The sequence below is a fragment of the Pseudomonas wayambapalatensis genome (assembly GCF_049942315.1).
In the GTDB taxonomy this organism is placed as follows: domain Bacteria; phylum Pseudomonadota; class Gammaproteobacteria; order Pseudomonadales; family Pseudomonadaceae; genus Aquipseudomonas; species Aquipseudomonas wayambapalatensis.
The window spans coordinates 1-14,762 of the sequence record NZ_JBNFMU010000035.1; the positions used below are offsets into that span (position 1 = coordinate 1).

A 14,762-nucleotide genomic window follows, 5' to 3' on the forward strand; every position below is an offset into this window, starting at 1 on the left:
GGCAAGCCCGCTCCCACAGGGCTCAGCTGTATTCAGCGTCAGCGTGGTGTCTGTAGGAGCGGGCTTGCCCGCGATAGGGCCGGCAGAAGCTCAATCAGTCTCGGCCGATGTGCCGTTGCTGACGCCCGGCACCTCAGCCCCGCGCCAACGCCGCACCGACTTCTGGAAGAACTGGCTGTTGGGCACCTGCACCAGCGCCCCACCCGCCTCCGGCGTTTCCATCAGCGTGGTGTACAGCAGGTTGATCGCGATCACCCGTCCCTTCACCCCCGGCTTGTCGAGGGTATCGACCAGCTCGACCACGTCGCCAATGCGAAACGGTCCGACGGTGAAGATCAGCACGGCGCACAACAAGTTCGACAGCACGCTCCAGATAGCGAAGAACGCCACCGCCGCCACCGCGACGAAGCCCGACAGGGCCGTCCACAGCACCGTGGCCGACACTCCCATGCGCTCCAGCACGAACAGCAGCGCACTGCCCATGATCAGCCAGCGCAGACCGCCGCGCACCGGCACCAGCAGCTCCGGCGGCAGCGGGTAGCGCTCGCCGAGACGGCTCAAGGTGCGGGCGACAATGCGCTGCAGCACGAAGGCCAGCGCCAGGATCAGCAGAATCTGCAAACCCAGCCAGAACGCATCCATCCATTGCCCGGGCAACAGCGAGCGCAGCTGCTCCATCAGGACAGCGCCTCCAGCTCGGCCTGCATGCTTTCCAGCGTTTCCAGGGCCTCCATCCAGGCCTCTTCAAGCTCGCCTTCGCGCTGCTTGAGCTTGGTCTGGCGGGCCAGCAGGTCGCGCAGCTCATCCTTGCGGGCGGCGTCGTAGAGGCCACTGTCGCCCAGCGCGGTCTCGATCTCGGCCAGTTGCGTGTGCACCTGGCCCAGTTCGCTCTCCAGCTTGTCGGCGGCCTTCTTGTGCGGTGCCAGTTGCTGGCGCAGGGCGGCGGCGGCCTGGCGCTGGGCCTTCTTGTCGGTCTTGTCCGGATTGACCGGCGTGTTGCTGACCGGGGCGGTGCGCTGGCGGTAGTCGATCAGCCAGCGGCTGTAGTCGTCCAGGTCACCATCGAAGGTGTCGACCTTGCCATCGGCCACCAGCAGAAAGTCGTTGGTGGTGCTCTTGAGCAGGTGACGGTCGTGGGACACGACCACCACGGCACCAGCGAATTCCTGCAACGCCATGGTCAGGGCCAAGCGCATTTCGAGATCGAGGTGGTTGGTCGGCTCGTCGAGCAGCAGCAGGTTTGGCCGCTCCCAGGCGATCAGCGCCAGGGCCAGGCGGGCCTTCTCGCCACCGGAGAAGTTGACCACCGGCTCGTCGATGCGATCACCGCGGAAGTCGAAGCCGCCGAGGAAGTCGCGCAGGGTCTGCTCGCGCTCGGCCGGGGCCAGGCGCTGCAGGTGCAGCAGCGGGCTGGCCTTGTCGTCCAGCGAGTCGAGCTGATGCTGGGCGAAGTAGCCGACAGCGAGGTTCTCGCCGCGCGACAGGCGCCCGGACAGCGGTTCGAGTTCGCCGGCCAGGTTCTTGATCAGGGTGGACTTGCCGGCACCATTGGGGCCAAGCAGGCCGATGCGCGCACCGGGGGTGAGCTGCAGCTTGACCTTCTCGAGGATGGTCTTGTCGCCATAACCCAGGCGCCCTTCGGCGAGGTCGAGCAGCGGGCTTGAGATCTTTTGGGCTTCGCGGAAGACGAAGTCGAACGGCGAATCGACATGCGCCGCCGACAGCTCCTCCATGCGCTCGAGGGCCTTGATCCGGCTCTGCGCCTGGCGGGCCTTGGTGGCCTGGGCCTTGAAGCGGGCGATGTACTTTTCCATGTGCGCGCGCTGCGCCTGCTGCTTCTCGTAGGCCTGCTGCTGCTGCGCCAGACGTTCGGCGCGGGTGCGCTCGAAAGCGCTGTAGCCGCCCTTGTAGAGATTGAGCTTGCGCTGTTCGACATGCAGCACATGGTCGACCACGGCATCGAGGAAGTCGCGGTCGTGGGAGATCAGCAGCAGCGTGCCCGGATAGCCCTTGAGCCAGTCTTCGAGCCAGAGGATCGCGTCGAGGTCCAGGTGGTTGGTGGGCTCGTCGAGCAGCAGCAGGTCGGACGGGCACATCAGTGCCTGGGCCAGGTTCAGGCGCATCCGCCAGCCACCGGAGAAGTCGCCGACGCGGCGGTCCATCTGCTCGGCGGTGAAGCCCAGCCCTGCCAGCAACTTGCGAGCGCGGGCGTCAGCGGTGTAGCCGTCGGCACTGTCCAGCTCACTGTGCAGACGCGCCAGCGCCGTGCCGTCATGGGCCTGCTCGGCAGCGGCCAGGTCGGCCTGGACCTTGCGCAGGCGCAGGTCGCCGTCGAGCACATAGTCCACCGCCAGGCGATCGAGGGTGTCGACCTCCTGGCGCATGTGGGCGATGCGCCAATCGGCGGGGATCTGGCAATCGCCGGCGTCGGGCGACAACTCACCGCGCAGCAGGGCGAACAGGCTGGATTTGCCGGCACCGTTGGCGCCGATGAGGCCGGCCTTGTGACCGGTGTGCAGGGTCATCTCGGCGCCTTCTAGCAAGCGCTGAGGACCACGCTGTAAAGTGAGGTTGGATAGTCTGATCATGATGGTCGCGGAGTCTATCAGCTTCCGGGTGGCCCACACAGGCCACTCGATCATTGGCGCGAGACGAATCATGCACAGCGAATTATGGAACCACGCCCTGGCCCTCTACGGCCGTCCAGGGGTCGAGAATGCCTGCCTGACCCTGCAGGCCTTGGGCGGCGATGTCTGCCTGCTGCTGTGCGGCACTTGGCTGCAGGCACGGCGGGTAGCCCCCGATGCGCGGCGGGTGGAAGCACTACGGCAACTGGCCAGCCCCTGGCAGCAAGAGGTGGTTACACCCTTGCGCGCGCTGCGTCAGGCGTGGCGTGCACAGGCACAAGGCGATCCGCACCTGGCGGCATTACGAGAGCAGGTGAAAGGGTTGGAACTAGAGGCGGAGCGAACCTTGCTGGCGCACTTGCAGACGTGCGCCGCAACGTGGTCGGCGAGCCCGGACGGACACGCCGACGATTGGCTGGACCGGCTGGCGCCGGACCAGGCCCGTGACCACGACGCGCTGCATCAGCTGCGCGCCGCGGCCAGAGCGCTTCAGGACGCCGAAGACGGCGACTGAGCCGGGGTGCTGGCCGGAGCCGATGGCGCTGGAGAAGCCGGAGTGCTGCTGGCAGCAGGAACTGCGGGCTTGGCTTCGACAGGCTTGGCAGGAGCCTTGGTGGCAGCTGGCTTGGCGGCAGGTTTCGAAGCGGGTTTGGCTGCAGGTTTCGCAGCCGGTTTTGCCGCTGCTGGCTTCGCGGCAGGTTTGGCCGCCGCTGGCTTGGCTGCTGGTTTGGCTGCTGACTTGGCAGCCGCTGCAGGCTTGGCTGCAACCGGCTTGGCGGCGGCTTTGGCTGGAGCTTTGGCAGCAGCGGGCTTGGCAGCAGGTTTAGCGGCTGCCGGTTTGGCTGCTGGTTTGGCGGCAACCGGCTTGGCTGCAGCTGCCTTGGTCGCAGGCTTGGCCGCAGTTGCTTTGGCTGCAGCCTTGGCCGGGGCCTTGGCCGCAGCAGGTTTGGCAGCGGGTTTGGCCGCAGCAGGTTTGGCCGCAGCGGTTTTCGCAGCAGGCTTGGCGGCTGCCGCTTTGGCCGGTGCCTTGGCAGCGGCAGGTTTGGCGGCGGCTTTAGCAGCAGGCTTGGCAGCGGCGGTTTTCACGGGTGCCTTGGCGGCGGGCTTGGCAGCAGGAGACTTGGTGGCAGGCTTGGCAGCCGCGACCTTGGTGGCAGGTTTTGCAGCAGTCTTGGCCGCAGGCTTGGCTGCCGCACGCAGGCCGAGTGCCTTGCCAGCGGCTTCACGCACCTTGCCAACACCCTGAGCCAGTTTCAGGCTCTCCTGGGCATCACGCTTGAGTTGCTGAATATAAGTACGCGTCTGAGTCTGGCGATCTTTCAGCGAATCGAGCAGTGCTTCAAGTTCACCGATAGCCCCCTGGGCCTTGCTTTGTGCCTTGGCCTTGCCGGCCTTGGCAGAATCCTGCAACTTCAGACGGGCATTGTGCAGTTTCTCCTGCGCCTTGCCGCGTTGTTTTTCCAACTTGGCGAGCAGTTTCTCTGCATCCGCCAGCGCTTGCGAGCAAGCCTCTTCCAGATGTTCGAGCAGGCTACCGGAAAGTTGCTGGAGCAGATGCAACGGCGTACTGACGGGCTTCTTTTTAGCCGACATGGCTTACCTCCTGGCTGACGAGATTGCGGCTCATACTATGCTTCTGCTGCTACCGCCGCTAGGGCATGTTGACAGTATTGTTTGCGCCGCGTTGCATGCCTGGGCAAAGTTGTTATCTTGCAGCTCGGTGCAAGTGTAGTAGTCGATTAAATGATTGCCGACATTTACTCATTGGCCGGCAACAAAGGCTGGCATACTTCGCCTTCATCGCCGCAGGAGTTGCCCGTGCCTCGTTATCTGATTCTCGGCTTGAGCCTGTTGGCAGCCTCTGCCCTGGCCGCCCCCGAAACACCCCCCGCCAATGACCAGGACCTGGCCTACAGCCTGGGCGCAAGCCTTGGCGAACGCCTGCACCAGGAGATGCCCGGCCTGCAGCTCGATGCGCTGGTAGAGGGGCTGCGCCAGGCCTATCAGGGCCAGCCGCCGCGCATCGACAAGACGCGCATGCAGGCGATTCTCCAGCAGCATGACGAGCAGGCCAACGCCGCCGCGCAGCAGGCGCAGGTCGACAAGCTGCTGGCCGCGGAAAAACGCTTCATGGCCAACGAACGCGCCCGCAGCGGTGTACATGAACTGCCCGAAGGTGTGCTCTACAGCGAGCTGGCCAGCGGCAGCGGCGCGCAACCCAAGGCGGGTGGAAAAGTGCAGGTTCGGTATGTCGGCAAGCTGCCGGACGGCTCGGTGTTCGACCAGAGCCAGCAACCGCAGTGGTTCAGCCTGGGCTCGGTGATCGAAGGATGGCAGGTGGCATTGCCACACATGAAGGCAGGCGCCAAGTGGCGACTGGTGATTCCGTCGGCGCAGGCTTATGGCGCCGATGGGGCGGGCGACCTGATCGCGCCCTATACCCCGCTGGTGTTCGAGATCGAACTGCTGGCAGTTGGCGACTGAGACAGGCCGTCAGGCCTGTACCGCACCCTCTTCCTTGTGCGCGTTGTGCAGCACTTCGATCAGGCAGTCTTCGAGCTCGAAGCGTTCGTGCAACAGGCCGCCCAGCTTGCCGAGCTTGTCGGCGAAACGTTCGGTATCCTTGCACTCGCCTTTCTCGCAATGGTCATTGAAAGCCAGAGCGATCTGGGTGATGTCGTTGATCCGGGGATTGATTTCCTCGGCCAGTTTGAGCGCCTGCTCGTCGCCGAACGCCTTCGCTTCAGTGACCAATTGCTCGCTGACCTCGAAGTGCCAGGCCGACACGTAGTCAACCAGGATCGCGCAGAAGTCGCGGTTCTTGTCCTTGTCGGCGAAGGCTGGCTTGGCATCGCGCAGCGCGCGGAAGGCCTGCACCAGTTCATGACGCTCCTCCAGCCAACGGTCGATCAGCTTGTGAACCCCGCCCCATCGTTCCTGGGCGTTCTGGCAACTATCGAGCATGGCAGTCTCATCCCTAGCTGGGCAGATGCCGCTGCACCTCGCGTCACAACTGCGCGACACAAAGGTGACATCCGCAGAGCGGCATCGAACCGTATGTTTTCAATGTGCGTGCAGGGGAGATTATTCCCGCGCGTGCTGACCATCAAGGTACGCAGAGGACTAAGTTCATACAAGCGTTTGATGCCCACACACAGGACCATTGGTCGCGCAATTGCGCTGGGTCAACTGCCGCCAGGGTTGCGGAAACGATACGCCAGCAGGCAGTACAAGGGCAGCGCCGTGAGCAGCAGGAAGGCCATCAGGCTCCATTCGGGGAGCGTGAGGTCCAGGAAGCTCCAACTGATCGAAACACATTCGGAGCTGCCGACCAGCAGACGTTCCAAGGCCTGTGTCCAGGAGCGCTGAAGTGTCTGCGCGAAAGGTTCGGGGGTAATCGCAAGCCACTCGCCCTGCAGCCACACCTGCCGTGACGCAAGGGCGACACCGGCACCGGAACAACCACCTGCCAGCCACGCATAGACCCGCGTGCCGGCTGCACCCGGGGCATGCAGCATGGCGCACAGGCAAACCAGCGCGTAGCACACCAACAGCAGGCGCTGGGTCAGGCAAAGGGGGCACGGAACCAGGCCAAGCCAGTTCTCAAGCACGATCGCCCCGCCCAAGGTGGCGAGCGAGACGAGGAAGGCTGCAAAGAACAAAGGGCGCGAGCGAGCCTGCGACATGAGCGACGGAAATCCCGGAAGAGCAGTAGTGGCGTGAAACGGTAGAGGAAAGAGGATCGCTGTTTCAAGTTGCTACAGTGGGGACAAATCGCTGATTGGAAGGGAAAGTTTTCTAATCTTGGTAGGACATATCCGAAGGTCAGCCACTGCGCAGATACTGTCCTACCACTGCCAGGGGAAACACCAATCGGATGTGCCCGATAGCAACACAAGGCAGCACCTGCAGCGGGCGCTGCCTTGTGTTGCTGTCGGGCTACGCAACGCCCTGGCGAACTCAGGACGCGTGCACACCCTCAGGCAGCGGCAAGGCCAGCAAGCGCTCGTCAAGCAGGCCAAGACCCTCCTGGAACAGCTGGTTGCTGCGCTCGGTCTCGCCCAGCCCGGCCAACAGCCGCGCAAGCTCGGCGCAGGTTTCCGGGTTGCGCTCCATGCGCAGGCTGCTTTCGAGGTAGTCACGCGCCTTGCCCCACAGGCGGTTCTGCAGGCTCAGGCGCCCCAGGGTAAGCAGCAGGCTGGGGTCTTGCGGATGATCCTTGAGCCAGCCTTCGGCCGTCTGCAACTGACGCGCCGGGTCATCGCCACGTACCAGGCCATAAAGGCGCGCCAGGTGGCTTTCGAACTGACGCTTCAATGCGGTACGCAACACCTGCTCGGCGTCACCCTGGGCGCCAACCTGGCGCAGTTGCTCGGCATAGGCCAGCACCAACTGCGGCTCCTGGCGCTGGGCCGAGGTAAGCTGTTGCCAGGCGCGCTCCAGCGATTGGCGGGCGGCTTGAGAGTCCTCGCCGCGGGTTGCGGCCAGTGTCAGGTTCTGGCCCCAGGCACGCTGCTCCAGTTCGGCCAGCTCGTTGCCCGGCAGCACCTTGCCCTTGCGAAGATCCGGCAGCAGGCGAATCAACGCCGGCCAGTCACCACGCTCGCGGTGCAGACGCTGCAGCAAGCGCAGCACCTGGGCGTTGTGCGGGTGCCGCGCCTGCATCGCCAGCAGGGTTTCCAGGGCACCGTCGCTGTCGCCGCGGTCCATCTGCAACTGCGCATGGGTCAGGGCGATCCCCAGCTCCGCCTGGGGCTGACGCTCCAGGGCACGTTCGAGCAGGTTGTCGCTGTCTTCGGTGCGCCCCTGCTCGTTGGCCGCACGGGCAGCGCCGAGGTAGTAGAGCAAGGGTTGGCGCTCGGCTTCGGCGGCGCGGTGCAGGTGGCGTTGGGCACTGGCCCAGCGACCCTCGGCGAGGTCCAGTTGGCCCTGCTCGATGGCGACACGCACCCGCCGGCTGCGATTGCGCCGTGACCAAGGGTTGACCACCCCGCTGGACGCCAGCACCAGGCCAACCACGTAACGCAGCAACAGCAGCGCCAGCACCAGCACCACCAGTGCCGCGAACGCCGCCCACAGCCCTGATTGGTAACGGAAGCCACCATAGGCGATCAGCACGTAGCCACTGTGCTTGGCGATGGCCACACCCAAGGCCGCGGCGATGACGATCGCCAACACTGCCAGCAGGTAGACACGCTTCATGGCTTGCCCCCTTCGCCTTCGGCCGGCAGATGGCGCCGCTGGATATAGGCCTGCACGGCGGCGAGGCTTTCGCTCAGGTCAGGCACCACCACCGAGACGGGCTGCTCGGCCAGTGCGTTGAGGCTGTCGAGCATGGCCTTGCTCTGCGGGTTGTCCGGGTTGAAGTTGGCCAGCAGCACGCTGCGCGCATCGTCCAGCGCCTGGCTGTAGACCTTGGCCTGGCCATTGAGCGCCGCCCACTGGGCCTGCTCGATGGTGAGGCTCAGCGCGAGGCGCAGCTGGTTGAGCGATTGCCCGGCCAGCAGCGGACGCACGTTCTGGTCGGCGTCGAAATCGATCTGGAAATACTTGGAAATCTCTGCCCACCACCGGGACAGGCGGCTCGCACCATCGCCGTCGGCGGTCAGCGCACCAAGGGCGTCGGCATCGCTGTTGAACTCAGGCGACTGGGCACTCAGTTGCTGTACCTGCTCGCGCTGGGCGGCGAGCTTGAGGAACAACCCGGTACGGTCGGGTTGCTGGGTGCTGTTGAGCGTCGCCAGGCTGCGCGCCAGTTGCTCACGTGCCGCGAAGGCACCTGGGTCGCTCTGCTCGCGCAGGATCTCGTCGGCACCTTCGACCAGCGCCTTGGCGCTGGCGATGTCCTGCAGCGCCGACAGGCGCAGGGTAGCCAGGCGCAACAGATGCTCGGCCTCAGCCAGACGCCACTCCTTGCGGCTTTCGCCAAGCACGGTTTCCAGGCGCTGGCTGAGCCTTTGCTGGTCACTCTGCAACTGTGCAACCAGCCGACGGCGGTCTTCGAGTTCGCTGGCTGCGGGCAGGGTCGCCAGTTGCGAGCCGAACTGCTGCTGGCGTTGCTGCAGCGCTTCGGCGCGCTGGTTCAGCGCCTCGATATGCTCACCCTGGCCCTGCTCGCTGCCTTGCAGCTGGTGCACCTGCCATGCGCCCCAACCACCGACGGCCACACCGGCTGCGCCGATCAACAGCGCCAGCAGGGCCAGGCCATTGCCGGCGCGCTTGGCCGGCTGCTCGACGGGAGTCTGCGGCGCATCGAGCGCCGAAGGTTGTTCGTTGTTGGACAAGACAGTCTCGCTCACGTATCCATCCTTTGCATGGGGGCGTCGTCGCAATCCGCTCGACGCCTTAGGAGGCAGGTGCAGCGCTGCGCTGCACGGCTGCCAGCAAGGCCGCGGCGCTCGCGCCACGGCAATCCACAACCTGTTGGGCGCCTGCCGCCCTGGCCTGTTCGGCCACGCGCGGGCTTGGCACGAACAGCGCAAGCCCCGCCAGACGCGGCCAATCCGCACCGGCCAGCTGCAGCAGGTGTTCGAAGCCCTGCCCACTGCTGACCACCAGCCCGTTCAAGCGTTCCGCTTGGATCCGGCGCATCAGGCTGCCTGGGGGATAATCCGGCAGGCGACGTTCATACAGTTCCAGATAATCGACACTAGCACCTTGCTCACCAAGACGCTCGGCCAGCCATTCACGACCACCAACACCACGGGCAATCAGGACGCGTGCTGTAGGAAGCGCGATAGCCTCTCGCAGGACAGACAGGCCGAGCAAGGCCTCGCTATCATCACCCTCTGTAGGGAAAGTCACCTGCAGATGGGCGGCCTGGAGAATGCGCGCCGTCGCCTCCCCCACGGTGAACCAGCCCTGGGGCGGCGGCTTGATGCCCTTGTCGGCGAGCCGCTCGAGCAGCAGACGCGCCGCTGGCTTGCTCACGACGATGATCGCCTGGTACTGATCGATGCCACCCAGTCTCGCCTGGGCCGTTCGATCCAGGGCCAGCGGGTCGATCGCCAGCAAGGGCAAGCGGCTGCTGGCGATTCCAGCAGCCGCCAGGCTCTGCGCCAAAGCCGCGCACTCCTCTTCGGGGCGGGTCAGCAGCAGGCGCCAGTCGCTCACGGATGGCCCGCCTCGCCGTAGACATCCTTGAGGATCGCCTCGGCGCCCTGCCCCAGCAGGTCCTCGGCCACCTGCACGCCCAGGGTTTCGGCGTCGGCACGCGGGGCGCGGGCATCCGCCATCAGTAACGTCCCGCCGCTGGGCTGGCCGACCAGGCCACGCAGCCACAACTGATCGCCTTCGAGCACGGCATAGCAGGCGATCGGCACTTGGCAGCCGCCGTTGAGGTGCTTGTTCATCGCCCGCTCGGCCTTCACGCGGTCAGCGGTATCGGGATGGTTGAGCGGCGCCAGCAGGGCGTGGATCTCGTGGTCGGCGCTGCGACACTCGATGCCGACAGCGCCCTGGCCGCCGGCCGGCAGGCTGTCATCGACACTGATGCTGGAGGTGATGCGGTCTTCGAAGCCCAGGCGGATCAGGCCCGCTGCAGCGAGGATGATGGCGTCGTACTCCCCCGCATCGAGCTTGGCCAGGCGCGTGTTGACGTTGCCGCGCAGGAACTGGATCTTCAGATCAGGGCGACGCGCCAGCAACTGGGCCTGGCGGCGCAGGCTGGAGGTGCCGACGACGCTGCCGGCCGGCAGCGCCTCGAGGCTGTCGAAGGTGTTGGAAACGAAAGCGTCGCGCGGGTCTTCACGCTCGCAGATGCAATACAGGCCCAGACCTTCGGGGAAGTCCATGGGCACGTCCTTCATCGAATGCACGGCGATATCGGCTTCGTTGTCGAGCAGGGCGGTTTCCAGCTCCTTGACGAACAGCCCCTTGCCGCCGATTTTCGCCAGGGGCGAGTCGAGCAGCTTGTCGCCGCGGCTGACCATCGGCACCAGGGTCACGACCAGGCCCGGATGGGCCTGCTCAAGGCGAGCTTTGACATAGTCGGCCTGCCACAGGGCCAGGGCACTTTTACGGGTGGCAATGCGGATTTCGCGAGTGGACATTTAACGCCCCGAAGCAGAGAAATGCCGCCGATGATAACAGTTCCCCCAGCCTCGCTAGCAGATCCAGGTCATCACCTGGCCCGGCCATCCCTGGCAGCAGCCGGCATTCGCCTCGGTCAGAGCGTCTGCATCATCTTGCGTACGCCGGCCACATGTCGGCGGCTGACGGTCAGGGCATCACCGTCAAGGCCTTTGAGAAACAGCTGGAAATGCCCCAGCGGCGTGCGCTGCAGGCGCTCGATACGTTCGCGGGCCACCAGGGCGTTGCGATGGATACGCACGAAACGCTCGCCGAATTCGTCTTCCAGCGATTTCAGCGGCTCGTCCAGCAGCACTTCGCCTGACTCGTGACGCAGGGTCACGTACTTGTGGTCGGCAATGAAGTAGATCACCTGGGGCAGGGGAATCAGCTCGATACCCTTGCGCGTTCGCGCACTGATATGGCTGCGCGGGCCGCCTCCGCCTTCGTTGGCCGGACGGGTCAGGGCGGCGAGCTGGGTGCGGTTGGGCTTTTCCGCCTTGCGCAGGGCATCGCGCAGGGCCTGGGGCTGGGTCGTGCGGCCGACATGGCTGAGGGCACTGTGGCTGAACGCCTCCTGCTCGTCGTCATCGAGGCAGAACACCAGCGCCGGTGGCGCCTCGCGTTCGCACAGGCGTGCTGCCACCTGCAAGCCATCGAGGCCCGGCATGCGGGTGTCCAGCAGGACGACATCGGGTTTGAGGCTGTCGATCAGCGCCAGGGCCTCCTCGCCATTGGTGGCGCTGGGCTCAAGCACCGTATAGCCCTCGAGTTCACCGAGCAGTCGGCTCAGGCGCTCGCGGGCCTGGGGTTCATCATCAACGATCAGGACATTCATAATTGCGCTGGATTCCTGAGTGAGTCTCGCAGTGGGTACAAGCGTAGACAGGAGTCGGTGACCGTTGTAACGGTCACGCTACAGACCCATGCGAAGGCCAAAGATTCACTGGTCTGGCAGAATCGCTGCCAGTCCTCTGTCCAACTGTAGACGGTCCGTGGAACACTGCCGTTCAATCGTTGAATATCCTGTGGCGCCCGCCACCCGGCGTACACCGGCAATTTTCTCGCGACCGGCGCCCTGCTTAGCGAAGCCCAACCCTGCTATGATCGGCGCCACTTTTTCATTCACGCCTTCTATGAGTGGATCCATGAGCACCGACAAGACCAACCAGTCCTGGGGCGGCCGCTTCAGTGAGCCCGTCGACGCCTTCGTCGCCCGTTTCACCGCCTCGGTCGATTTCGACAAGCGCCTGTACCGTCACGACATCATGGGTTCGATCGCCCACGCCACCATGCTGGCGCAGGTCGGCGTACTCTCCGACGCCGAGCGCGACACCATCATCGATGGCCTGAAGACCATCCAGGGTGAAATCGAAGCGGGCCAGTTCGACTGGCGTGTCGACCTCGAAGACGTGCACATGAACATCGAGGCCCGCCTGACCGACCGCATCGGCATCACTGGCAAGAAGTTGCACACCGGCCGCAGCCGCAACGACCAGGTCGCCACCGACATCCGCCTGTGGCTGCGTGACGAAATCGACCTGATCCTGGGCGAGATCACCCGCCTGCAGCAGGGTCTGCTGGAACAGGCCGAGCGCGAAGCCGAAACCGTCATGCCCGGCTTCACCCACCTGCAGACCGCCCAGCCGGTGACCTTCGGCCACCATCTGCTGGCCTGGTTCGAAATGCTCAGCCGCGACTACGAGCGCCTGGTCGACTGCCGCAAGCGCGCCAACCGCATGCCACTGGGCAGCGCAGCGCTGGCCGGCACCACCTACCCGATCGACCGTGAGCTGACCTGCAAGCTGCTGGGCTTCGAAGCCGTGGCCGGCAACTCGCTGGACGGCGTCTCGGACCGTGACTTCGCCATCGAATTCTGTGCGGCCGCCAGCGTGGCGATGATGCACCTGTCGCGCTTCTCCGAAGAGCTGGTGCTGTGGACGAGCGCGCAGTTCCAGTTCATCGACCTGCCTGATCGTTTCTGCACCGGCAGCTCGATCATGCCGCAGAAGAAGAACCCGGATGTCCCGGAGCTGGTGCGTGGCAAGACCGGCCGCGTGTTCGGCGCCCTGACCGGCCTGCTCACGCTGATGAAAGGCCAGCCGCTGGCCTACAACAAGGATAACCAGGAAGACAAGGAACCGCTGTTCGACGCCGCCGACACCCTGCGCGACTCGCTGCGTGCCTTTGCCGACATGATCCCGGCGATCAAGCCCAAGCACGCCATCATGCGTGAAGCGGCGCTGCGTGGTTTCTCCACCGCCACCGACCTTGCCGACTACCTGGTGCGCCGTGGCCTGCCCTTCCGTGACTGCCACGAGATTGTCGGTCACGCCGTGAAGTACGGCGTCGACACCGGCAAGGATCTGGCCGAGATGAGCCTGGAGGAACTGCGTCAGTTCAGCGACCAGATCGAACAGGACGTGTTTGCCGTACTCACCCTGGAAGGCTCGGTGAACGCGCGCAACCACATCGGCGGCACCGCGCCGGCGCAGGTGCGTGCGGCGGTGGCACGCGGCAAGGCGCTGCTGGCTTCGCGCTAAGCACAAGGCCGCTCCCACAGGACACCTCGCCCCCTGTGGGAGCGGCCTTGCGCCGCGACGGGCCGCGCAGCGGCCCCTCTTCCAATCACCGCTTGTTCCGCACCATCTCCATGAACTTCGGCATCGCCGCCTCCTTGTCCGCCACGATCCGCGCCATGTGCGGATGCTCGCGCAGCTTCCCCAACAGCGCCGCTGCCTGGGGGAAGTCCGCCAGGAAATCGATCCCCAGCACCTTCTTGCCTACCGCACACGCCAGGTCGACCGAGAAGCAGAACATCAGGTCAGCCAGGGTCAGCTTTTCGCCAGCGACATAAGGCGCGAACTTGCCGTTGCGCTTGAGCGTGGCAAAACCTGCCAGCAGCTCGCTGCGCGCTCGCTCCTTGACCAGCGGCTCCACCGCCGTACCGAAGAACGCTTCGGCGTAGCAGGTACGTGCCGGCAGTTCGATGTACAGCTCGATCTCCTTGAGCAGCTCACGCACCTTGGCCTGCCCGAATGCATCACTGGGCAGCAGCGGATGCTCGGGGTGGGTCTGCTCGATGTAATCGAGGATCACGTTTGTCTCGCTGAGAAAGCCGTGTTCGGTTCCCAGCACCGGAACCTTGCCACGCGGGCTGACAGCCAGCACCTCGGGCGTCTGCCCGGAAACGAACGGCACCTCCTCGAAGGGCACGCCTTTTTCCAGCAGGGCCAGCTTGACCATGTTGTAGTAGTTGCTGACCGAGAATCCGTAGAGCTTGAGCATGAACGACAGCCTCCAGGCCGTAAGGGGTTGGCCTGGCTGTTATAGCCGCCTGGCCACCCCCTGACCAGCATCATGGCGCGCGTCGATGACCGGGCATTGCCGATACAGGCATGGCACACTGTCGCTTTCATCACAGGAGTAGCGCCATGAGCGAACCCACCGACATCGAAAACGACGACGAAGAATTCGCCGAGGCGACGCTGACCCAGGCCATCGAGAACCAGATCGAGAGCGGCAATCCGCCTGCCGCCAAGGCTACCTTCAACAAGCTGACCCTGGTCGGCTACGAGCGCGAGGACATCCTCAACCTCATGGCCCACGTGCTGGCCATCGAGATCGACGCGCTGCTCAGCGAGGACCGCGCATTCGATACCGAGTGGTACGAAAATGCCCTGCGCGCCCTGCCGGAATTGCCACCTGAGGCAAATCAAGGCGACGACGACGAAGCCTGACTACACTCCTGACTTCCGTCCTTGTCTGGAAGTCAGGAGTCGCTCATGTCCTTCACCCCCGAATTGATCGCCGAACTGGAAGTCCTTGCGCTGTTCAACCTCGACAGCAGCCAGGAAGGGATCAAGATTCACGCCAATGCCTCGCCAGCGCTGGTCGCCGCGGCCAAACGCCTGCATGCCAAGCAACTGACCGACCAGCCAGACGGTGGTTACCTGACCAGCCTGGGCCACGATGCGGTGGAGAGCGTGCAGTTGCTGTTGAATGTTCTGAAAAGCCCACAGCCTGCATGACTGTAACGGCCTCATCGCGGGACAAGTCGGAGCG

16 protein-coding genes are annotated in these 14,762 nt (G+C 64.8%); 5 read left to right on the forward strand and 11 right to left on the reverse strand.

The window, feature by feature from the left end; translation table 11 throughout:
* Positions 1 to 90 precede the first annotated feature (90 nt).
* Both ACPZMI_RS00745 and ACPZMI_RS00750 read right to left on the reverse strand, forming a co-directional pair.
* A complete protein-coding gene (locus ACPZMI_RS00745; RefSeq protein ID WP_186667388.1) occupies positions 91 to 678 on the reverse strand; it encodes a mechanosensitive ion channel domain-containing protein in 588 nt (195 codons plus the stop codon).
* Positions 678 to 2,588 carry an ATP-binding cassette domain-containing protein gene (locus tag ACPZMI_RS00750; RefSeq protein ID WP_426351472.1) on the reverse strand — a complete coding sequence of 637 codons (1,911 nt, stop codon included), beginning with the start codon at positions 2,586 to 2,588 and terminating at the stop codon, positions 678 to 680. The genes ACPZMI_RS00745 and ACPZMI_RS00750 overlap by 1 nt, the downstream gene beginning before the upstream one ends.
* A gap of 70 nt (positions 2,589 to 2,658) precedes the next feature.
* On the opposite strand from ACPZMI_RS00750, the gene ACPZMI_RS00755 reads away from it, so the two are divergent.
* Complete coding sequence (locus ACPZMI_RS00755; protein WP_426351473.1) at positions 2,659 to 3,141, forward strand: TIGR02444 family protein; 483 nt, start codon at positions 2,659 to 2,661, stop codon at positions 3,139 to 3,141.
* Here the strand turns inward: ACPZMI_RS00755 and ACPZMI_RS00760 are convergent.
* A complete protein-coding gene (locus tag ACPZMI_RS00760) occupies positions 3,117 to 4,220 on the reverse strand; it encodes an AlgP family protein (protein ID WP_426351474.1) in 1,104 nt (367 codons plus the stop codon). The two genes, ACPZMI_RS00755 and ACPZMI_RS00760, sit on opposite strands and share 25 nt — an antisense overlap.
* A 225-nt stretch (positions 4,221 to 4,445) precedes the next feature.
* Here ACPZMI_RS00760 and ACPZMI_RS00765 point away from each other — a divergent pair, with 225 nt between their 5' ends.
* A complete protein-coding gene (locus ACPZMI_RS00765; protein WP_186667384.1) occupies positions 4,446 to 5,111 on the forward strand; it encodes an FKBP-type peptidyl-prolyl cis-trans isomerase in 666 nt (221 codons plus the stop codon).
* A gap of 9 nt (positions 5,112 to 5,120) precedes the next feature.
* Here the strand turns inward: ACPZMI_RS00765 and rsd are convergent, their stop codons facing one another.
* The 7 genes from rsd to ACPZMI_RS00800 all read right to left on the reverse strand — a co-directional run bounded on the left by rsd (position 5,121) and on the right by ACPZMI_RS00800 (position 11,535).
* Positions 5,121 to 5,591, reverse strand: a complete 471-nt coding sequence (gene rsd, locus ACPZMI_RS00770; RefSeq protein WP_186667383.1) for a sigma D regulator — start codon at positions 5,589 to 5,591, stop codon at positions 5,121 to 5,123.
* A 221-nt stretch (positions 5,592 to 5,812) separates the two neighbouring features.
* A complete protein-coding gene (locus ACPZMI_RS00775; RefSeq protein WP_426351475.1) occupies positions 5,813 to 6,313 on the reverse strand; it encodes a disulfide bond formation protein B in 501 nt (166 codons plus the stop codon).
* 274 nt (positions 6,314 to 6,587) lie between these two features.
* Positions 6,588 to 7,829 (reverse strand): heme biosynthesis protein HemY, encoded by a 1,242-nt coding sequence (locus tag ACPZMI_RS00780; protein ID WP_186667381.1) that lies wholly within the window; start codon positions 7,827 to 7,829, stop codon positions 6,588 to 6,590.
* Entirely contained in the window at positions 7,826 to 8,926 is a 1,101-nt protein-coding gene (locus ACPZMI_RS00785) for a uroporphyrinogen-III C-methyltransferase (RefSeq protein WP_186667380.1), read from the reverse strand. Before ACPZMI_RS00785 ends, ACPZMI_RS00780 begins: the two co-directional genes overlap by 4 nt.
* 46 nt (positions 8,927 to 8,972) lie before the next feature.
* The gene (locus tag ACPZMI_RS00790) at positions 8,973 to 9,740 is read right to left on the reverse strand and encodes a uroporphyrinogen-III synthase (RefSeq protein ID WP_186711065.1); all 768 of its coding nucleotides are present in this window, start codon (positions 9,738 to 9,740) and stop codon (positions 8,973 to 8,975) included.
* On the reverse strand, positions 9,737 to 10,678 hold the full coding sequence (gene hemC / locus ACPZMI_RS00795) for a hydroxymethylbilane synthase (RefSeq protein WP_186667378.1): 942 nt from the start codon (positions 10,676 to 10,678) through the stop codon (positions 9,737 to 9,739). Before hemC ends, ACPZMI_RS00790 begins: the two co-directional genes overlap by 4 nt.
* Before the next feature lie 116 nt (positions 10,679 to 10,794).
* The gene (locus tag ACPZMI_RS00800; RefSeq protein WP_186667377.1) at positions 10,795 to 11,535 is read right to left on the reverse strand and encodes a LytR/AlgR family response regulator transcription factor; all 741 of its coding nucleotides are present in this window, start codon (positions 11,533 to 11,535) and stop codon (positions 10,795 to 10,797) included.
* Positions 11,536 to 11,845: 310 nt separating this feature from the next.
* On the opposite strand from ACPZMI_RS00800, the gene argH reads away from it, so the two are divergent.
* A complete protein-coding gene (argH, locus tag ACPZMI_RS00805; RefSeq protein WP_186667376.1) occupies positions 11,846 to 13,240 on the forward strand; it encodes an argininosuccinate lyase in 1,395 nt (464 codons plus the stop codon).
* Positions 13,241 to 13,325: 85 nt separating this feature from the next.
* On the opposite strand, the gene ACPZMI_RS00810 is transcribed toward argH, so the two are convergent.
* Positions 13,326 to 13,985, reverse strand: coding sequence for a glutathione S-transferase family protein (locus ACPZMI_RS00810; RefSeq protein WP_426351476.1), 660 nt, complete (start codon positions 13,983 to 13,985; stop codon positions 13,326 to 13,328).
* Positions 13,986 to 14,131: 146 nt separating this feature from the next.
* Between ACPZMI_RS00810 and ACPZMI_RS00815 the strand changes: the two genes are divergently transcribed.
* Complete coding sequence (locus ACPZMI_RS00815; RefSeq protein ID WP_426351477.1) at positions 14,132 to 14,437, forward strand: hypothetical protein; 306 nt, start codon at positions 14,132 to 14,134, stop codon at positions 14,435 to 14,437.
* A 45-nt stretch (positions 14,438 to 14,482) separates the two neighbouring features.
* A complete protein-coding gene (locus tag ACPZMI_RS00820) occupies positions 14,483 to 14,728 on the forward strand; it encodes a TIGR02647 family protein (protein ID WP_186667374.1) in 246 nt (81 codons plus the stop codon).
* Positions 14,729 to 14,762 lie beyond the last annotated feature (34 nt).

Bases quoted from the DNA above. Each gene is read 5' to 3' on its own strand.
- ACPZMI_RS00800 (WP_186667377.1), bottom strand. From the start codon at position 11,535: ATGAATGTCCTGATCGTTGATGATGAACCCCAGGCCCGCGAGCGCCTG.
- ACPZMI_RS00750 (WP_426351472.1), bottom strand. From the start codon at position 2,588: ATGATCAGACTATCCAACCTCACTTTACAGCGTGGTCCTCAGCGCTTG.
- ACPZMI_RS00820 (WP_186667374.1), top strand. From the start codon at position 14,483: ATGTCCTTCACCCCCGAATTGATCGCCGAACTGGAAGTCCTTGCGCTG.
- ACPZMI_RS00745 (WP_186667388.1), bottom strand. From the start codon at position 678: ATGGAGCAGCTGCGCTCGCTGTTGCCCGGGCAATGGATGGATGCGTTC.
- ACPZMI_RS00760 (WP_426351474.1), bottom strand. From the start codon at position 4,220: ATGTCGGCTAAAAAGAAGCCCGTCAGTACGCCGTTGCATCTGCTCCAG.
- hemC (WP_186667378.1), bottom strand. From the start codon at position 10,678: ATGTCCACTCGCGAAATCCGCATTGCCACCCGTAAAAGTGCCCTGGCC.
- ACPZMI_RS00775 (WP_426351475.1), bottom strand. From the start codon at position 6,313: ATGTCGCAGGCTCGCTCGCGCCCTTTGTTCTTTGCAGCCTTCCTCGTC.
- ACPZMI_RS00810 (WP_426351476.1), bottom strand. From the start codon at position 13,985: ATGCTCAAGCTCTACGGATTCTCGGTCAGCAACTACTACAACATGGTC.
- argH (WP_186667376.1), top strand. From the start codon at position 11,846: ATGAGCACCGACAAGACCAACCAGTCCTGGGGCGGCCGCTTCAGTGAG.
- ACPZMI_RS00755 (WP_426351473.1), top strand. From the start codon at position 2,659: ATGCACAGCGAATTATGGAACCACGCCCTGGCCCTCTACGGCCGTCCA.
- ACPZMI_RS00815 (WP_426351477.1), top strand. From the start codon at position 14,132: ATGAGCGAACCCACCGACATCGAAAACGACGACGAAGAATTCGCCGAG.
- ACPZMI_RS00780 (WP_186667381.1), bottom strand. From the start codon at position 7,829: ATGAAGCGTGTCTACCTGCTGGCAGTGTTGGCGATCGTCATCGCCGCG.
- rsd (WP_186667383.1), bottom strand. From the start codon at position 5,591: ATGCTCGATAGTTGCCAGAACGCCCAGGAACGATGGGGCGGGGTTCAC.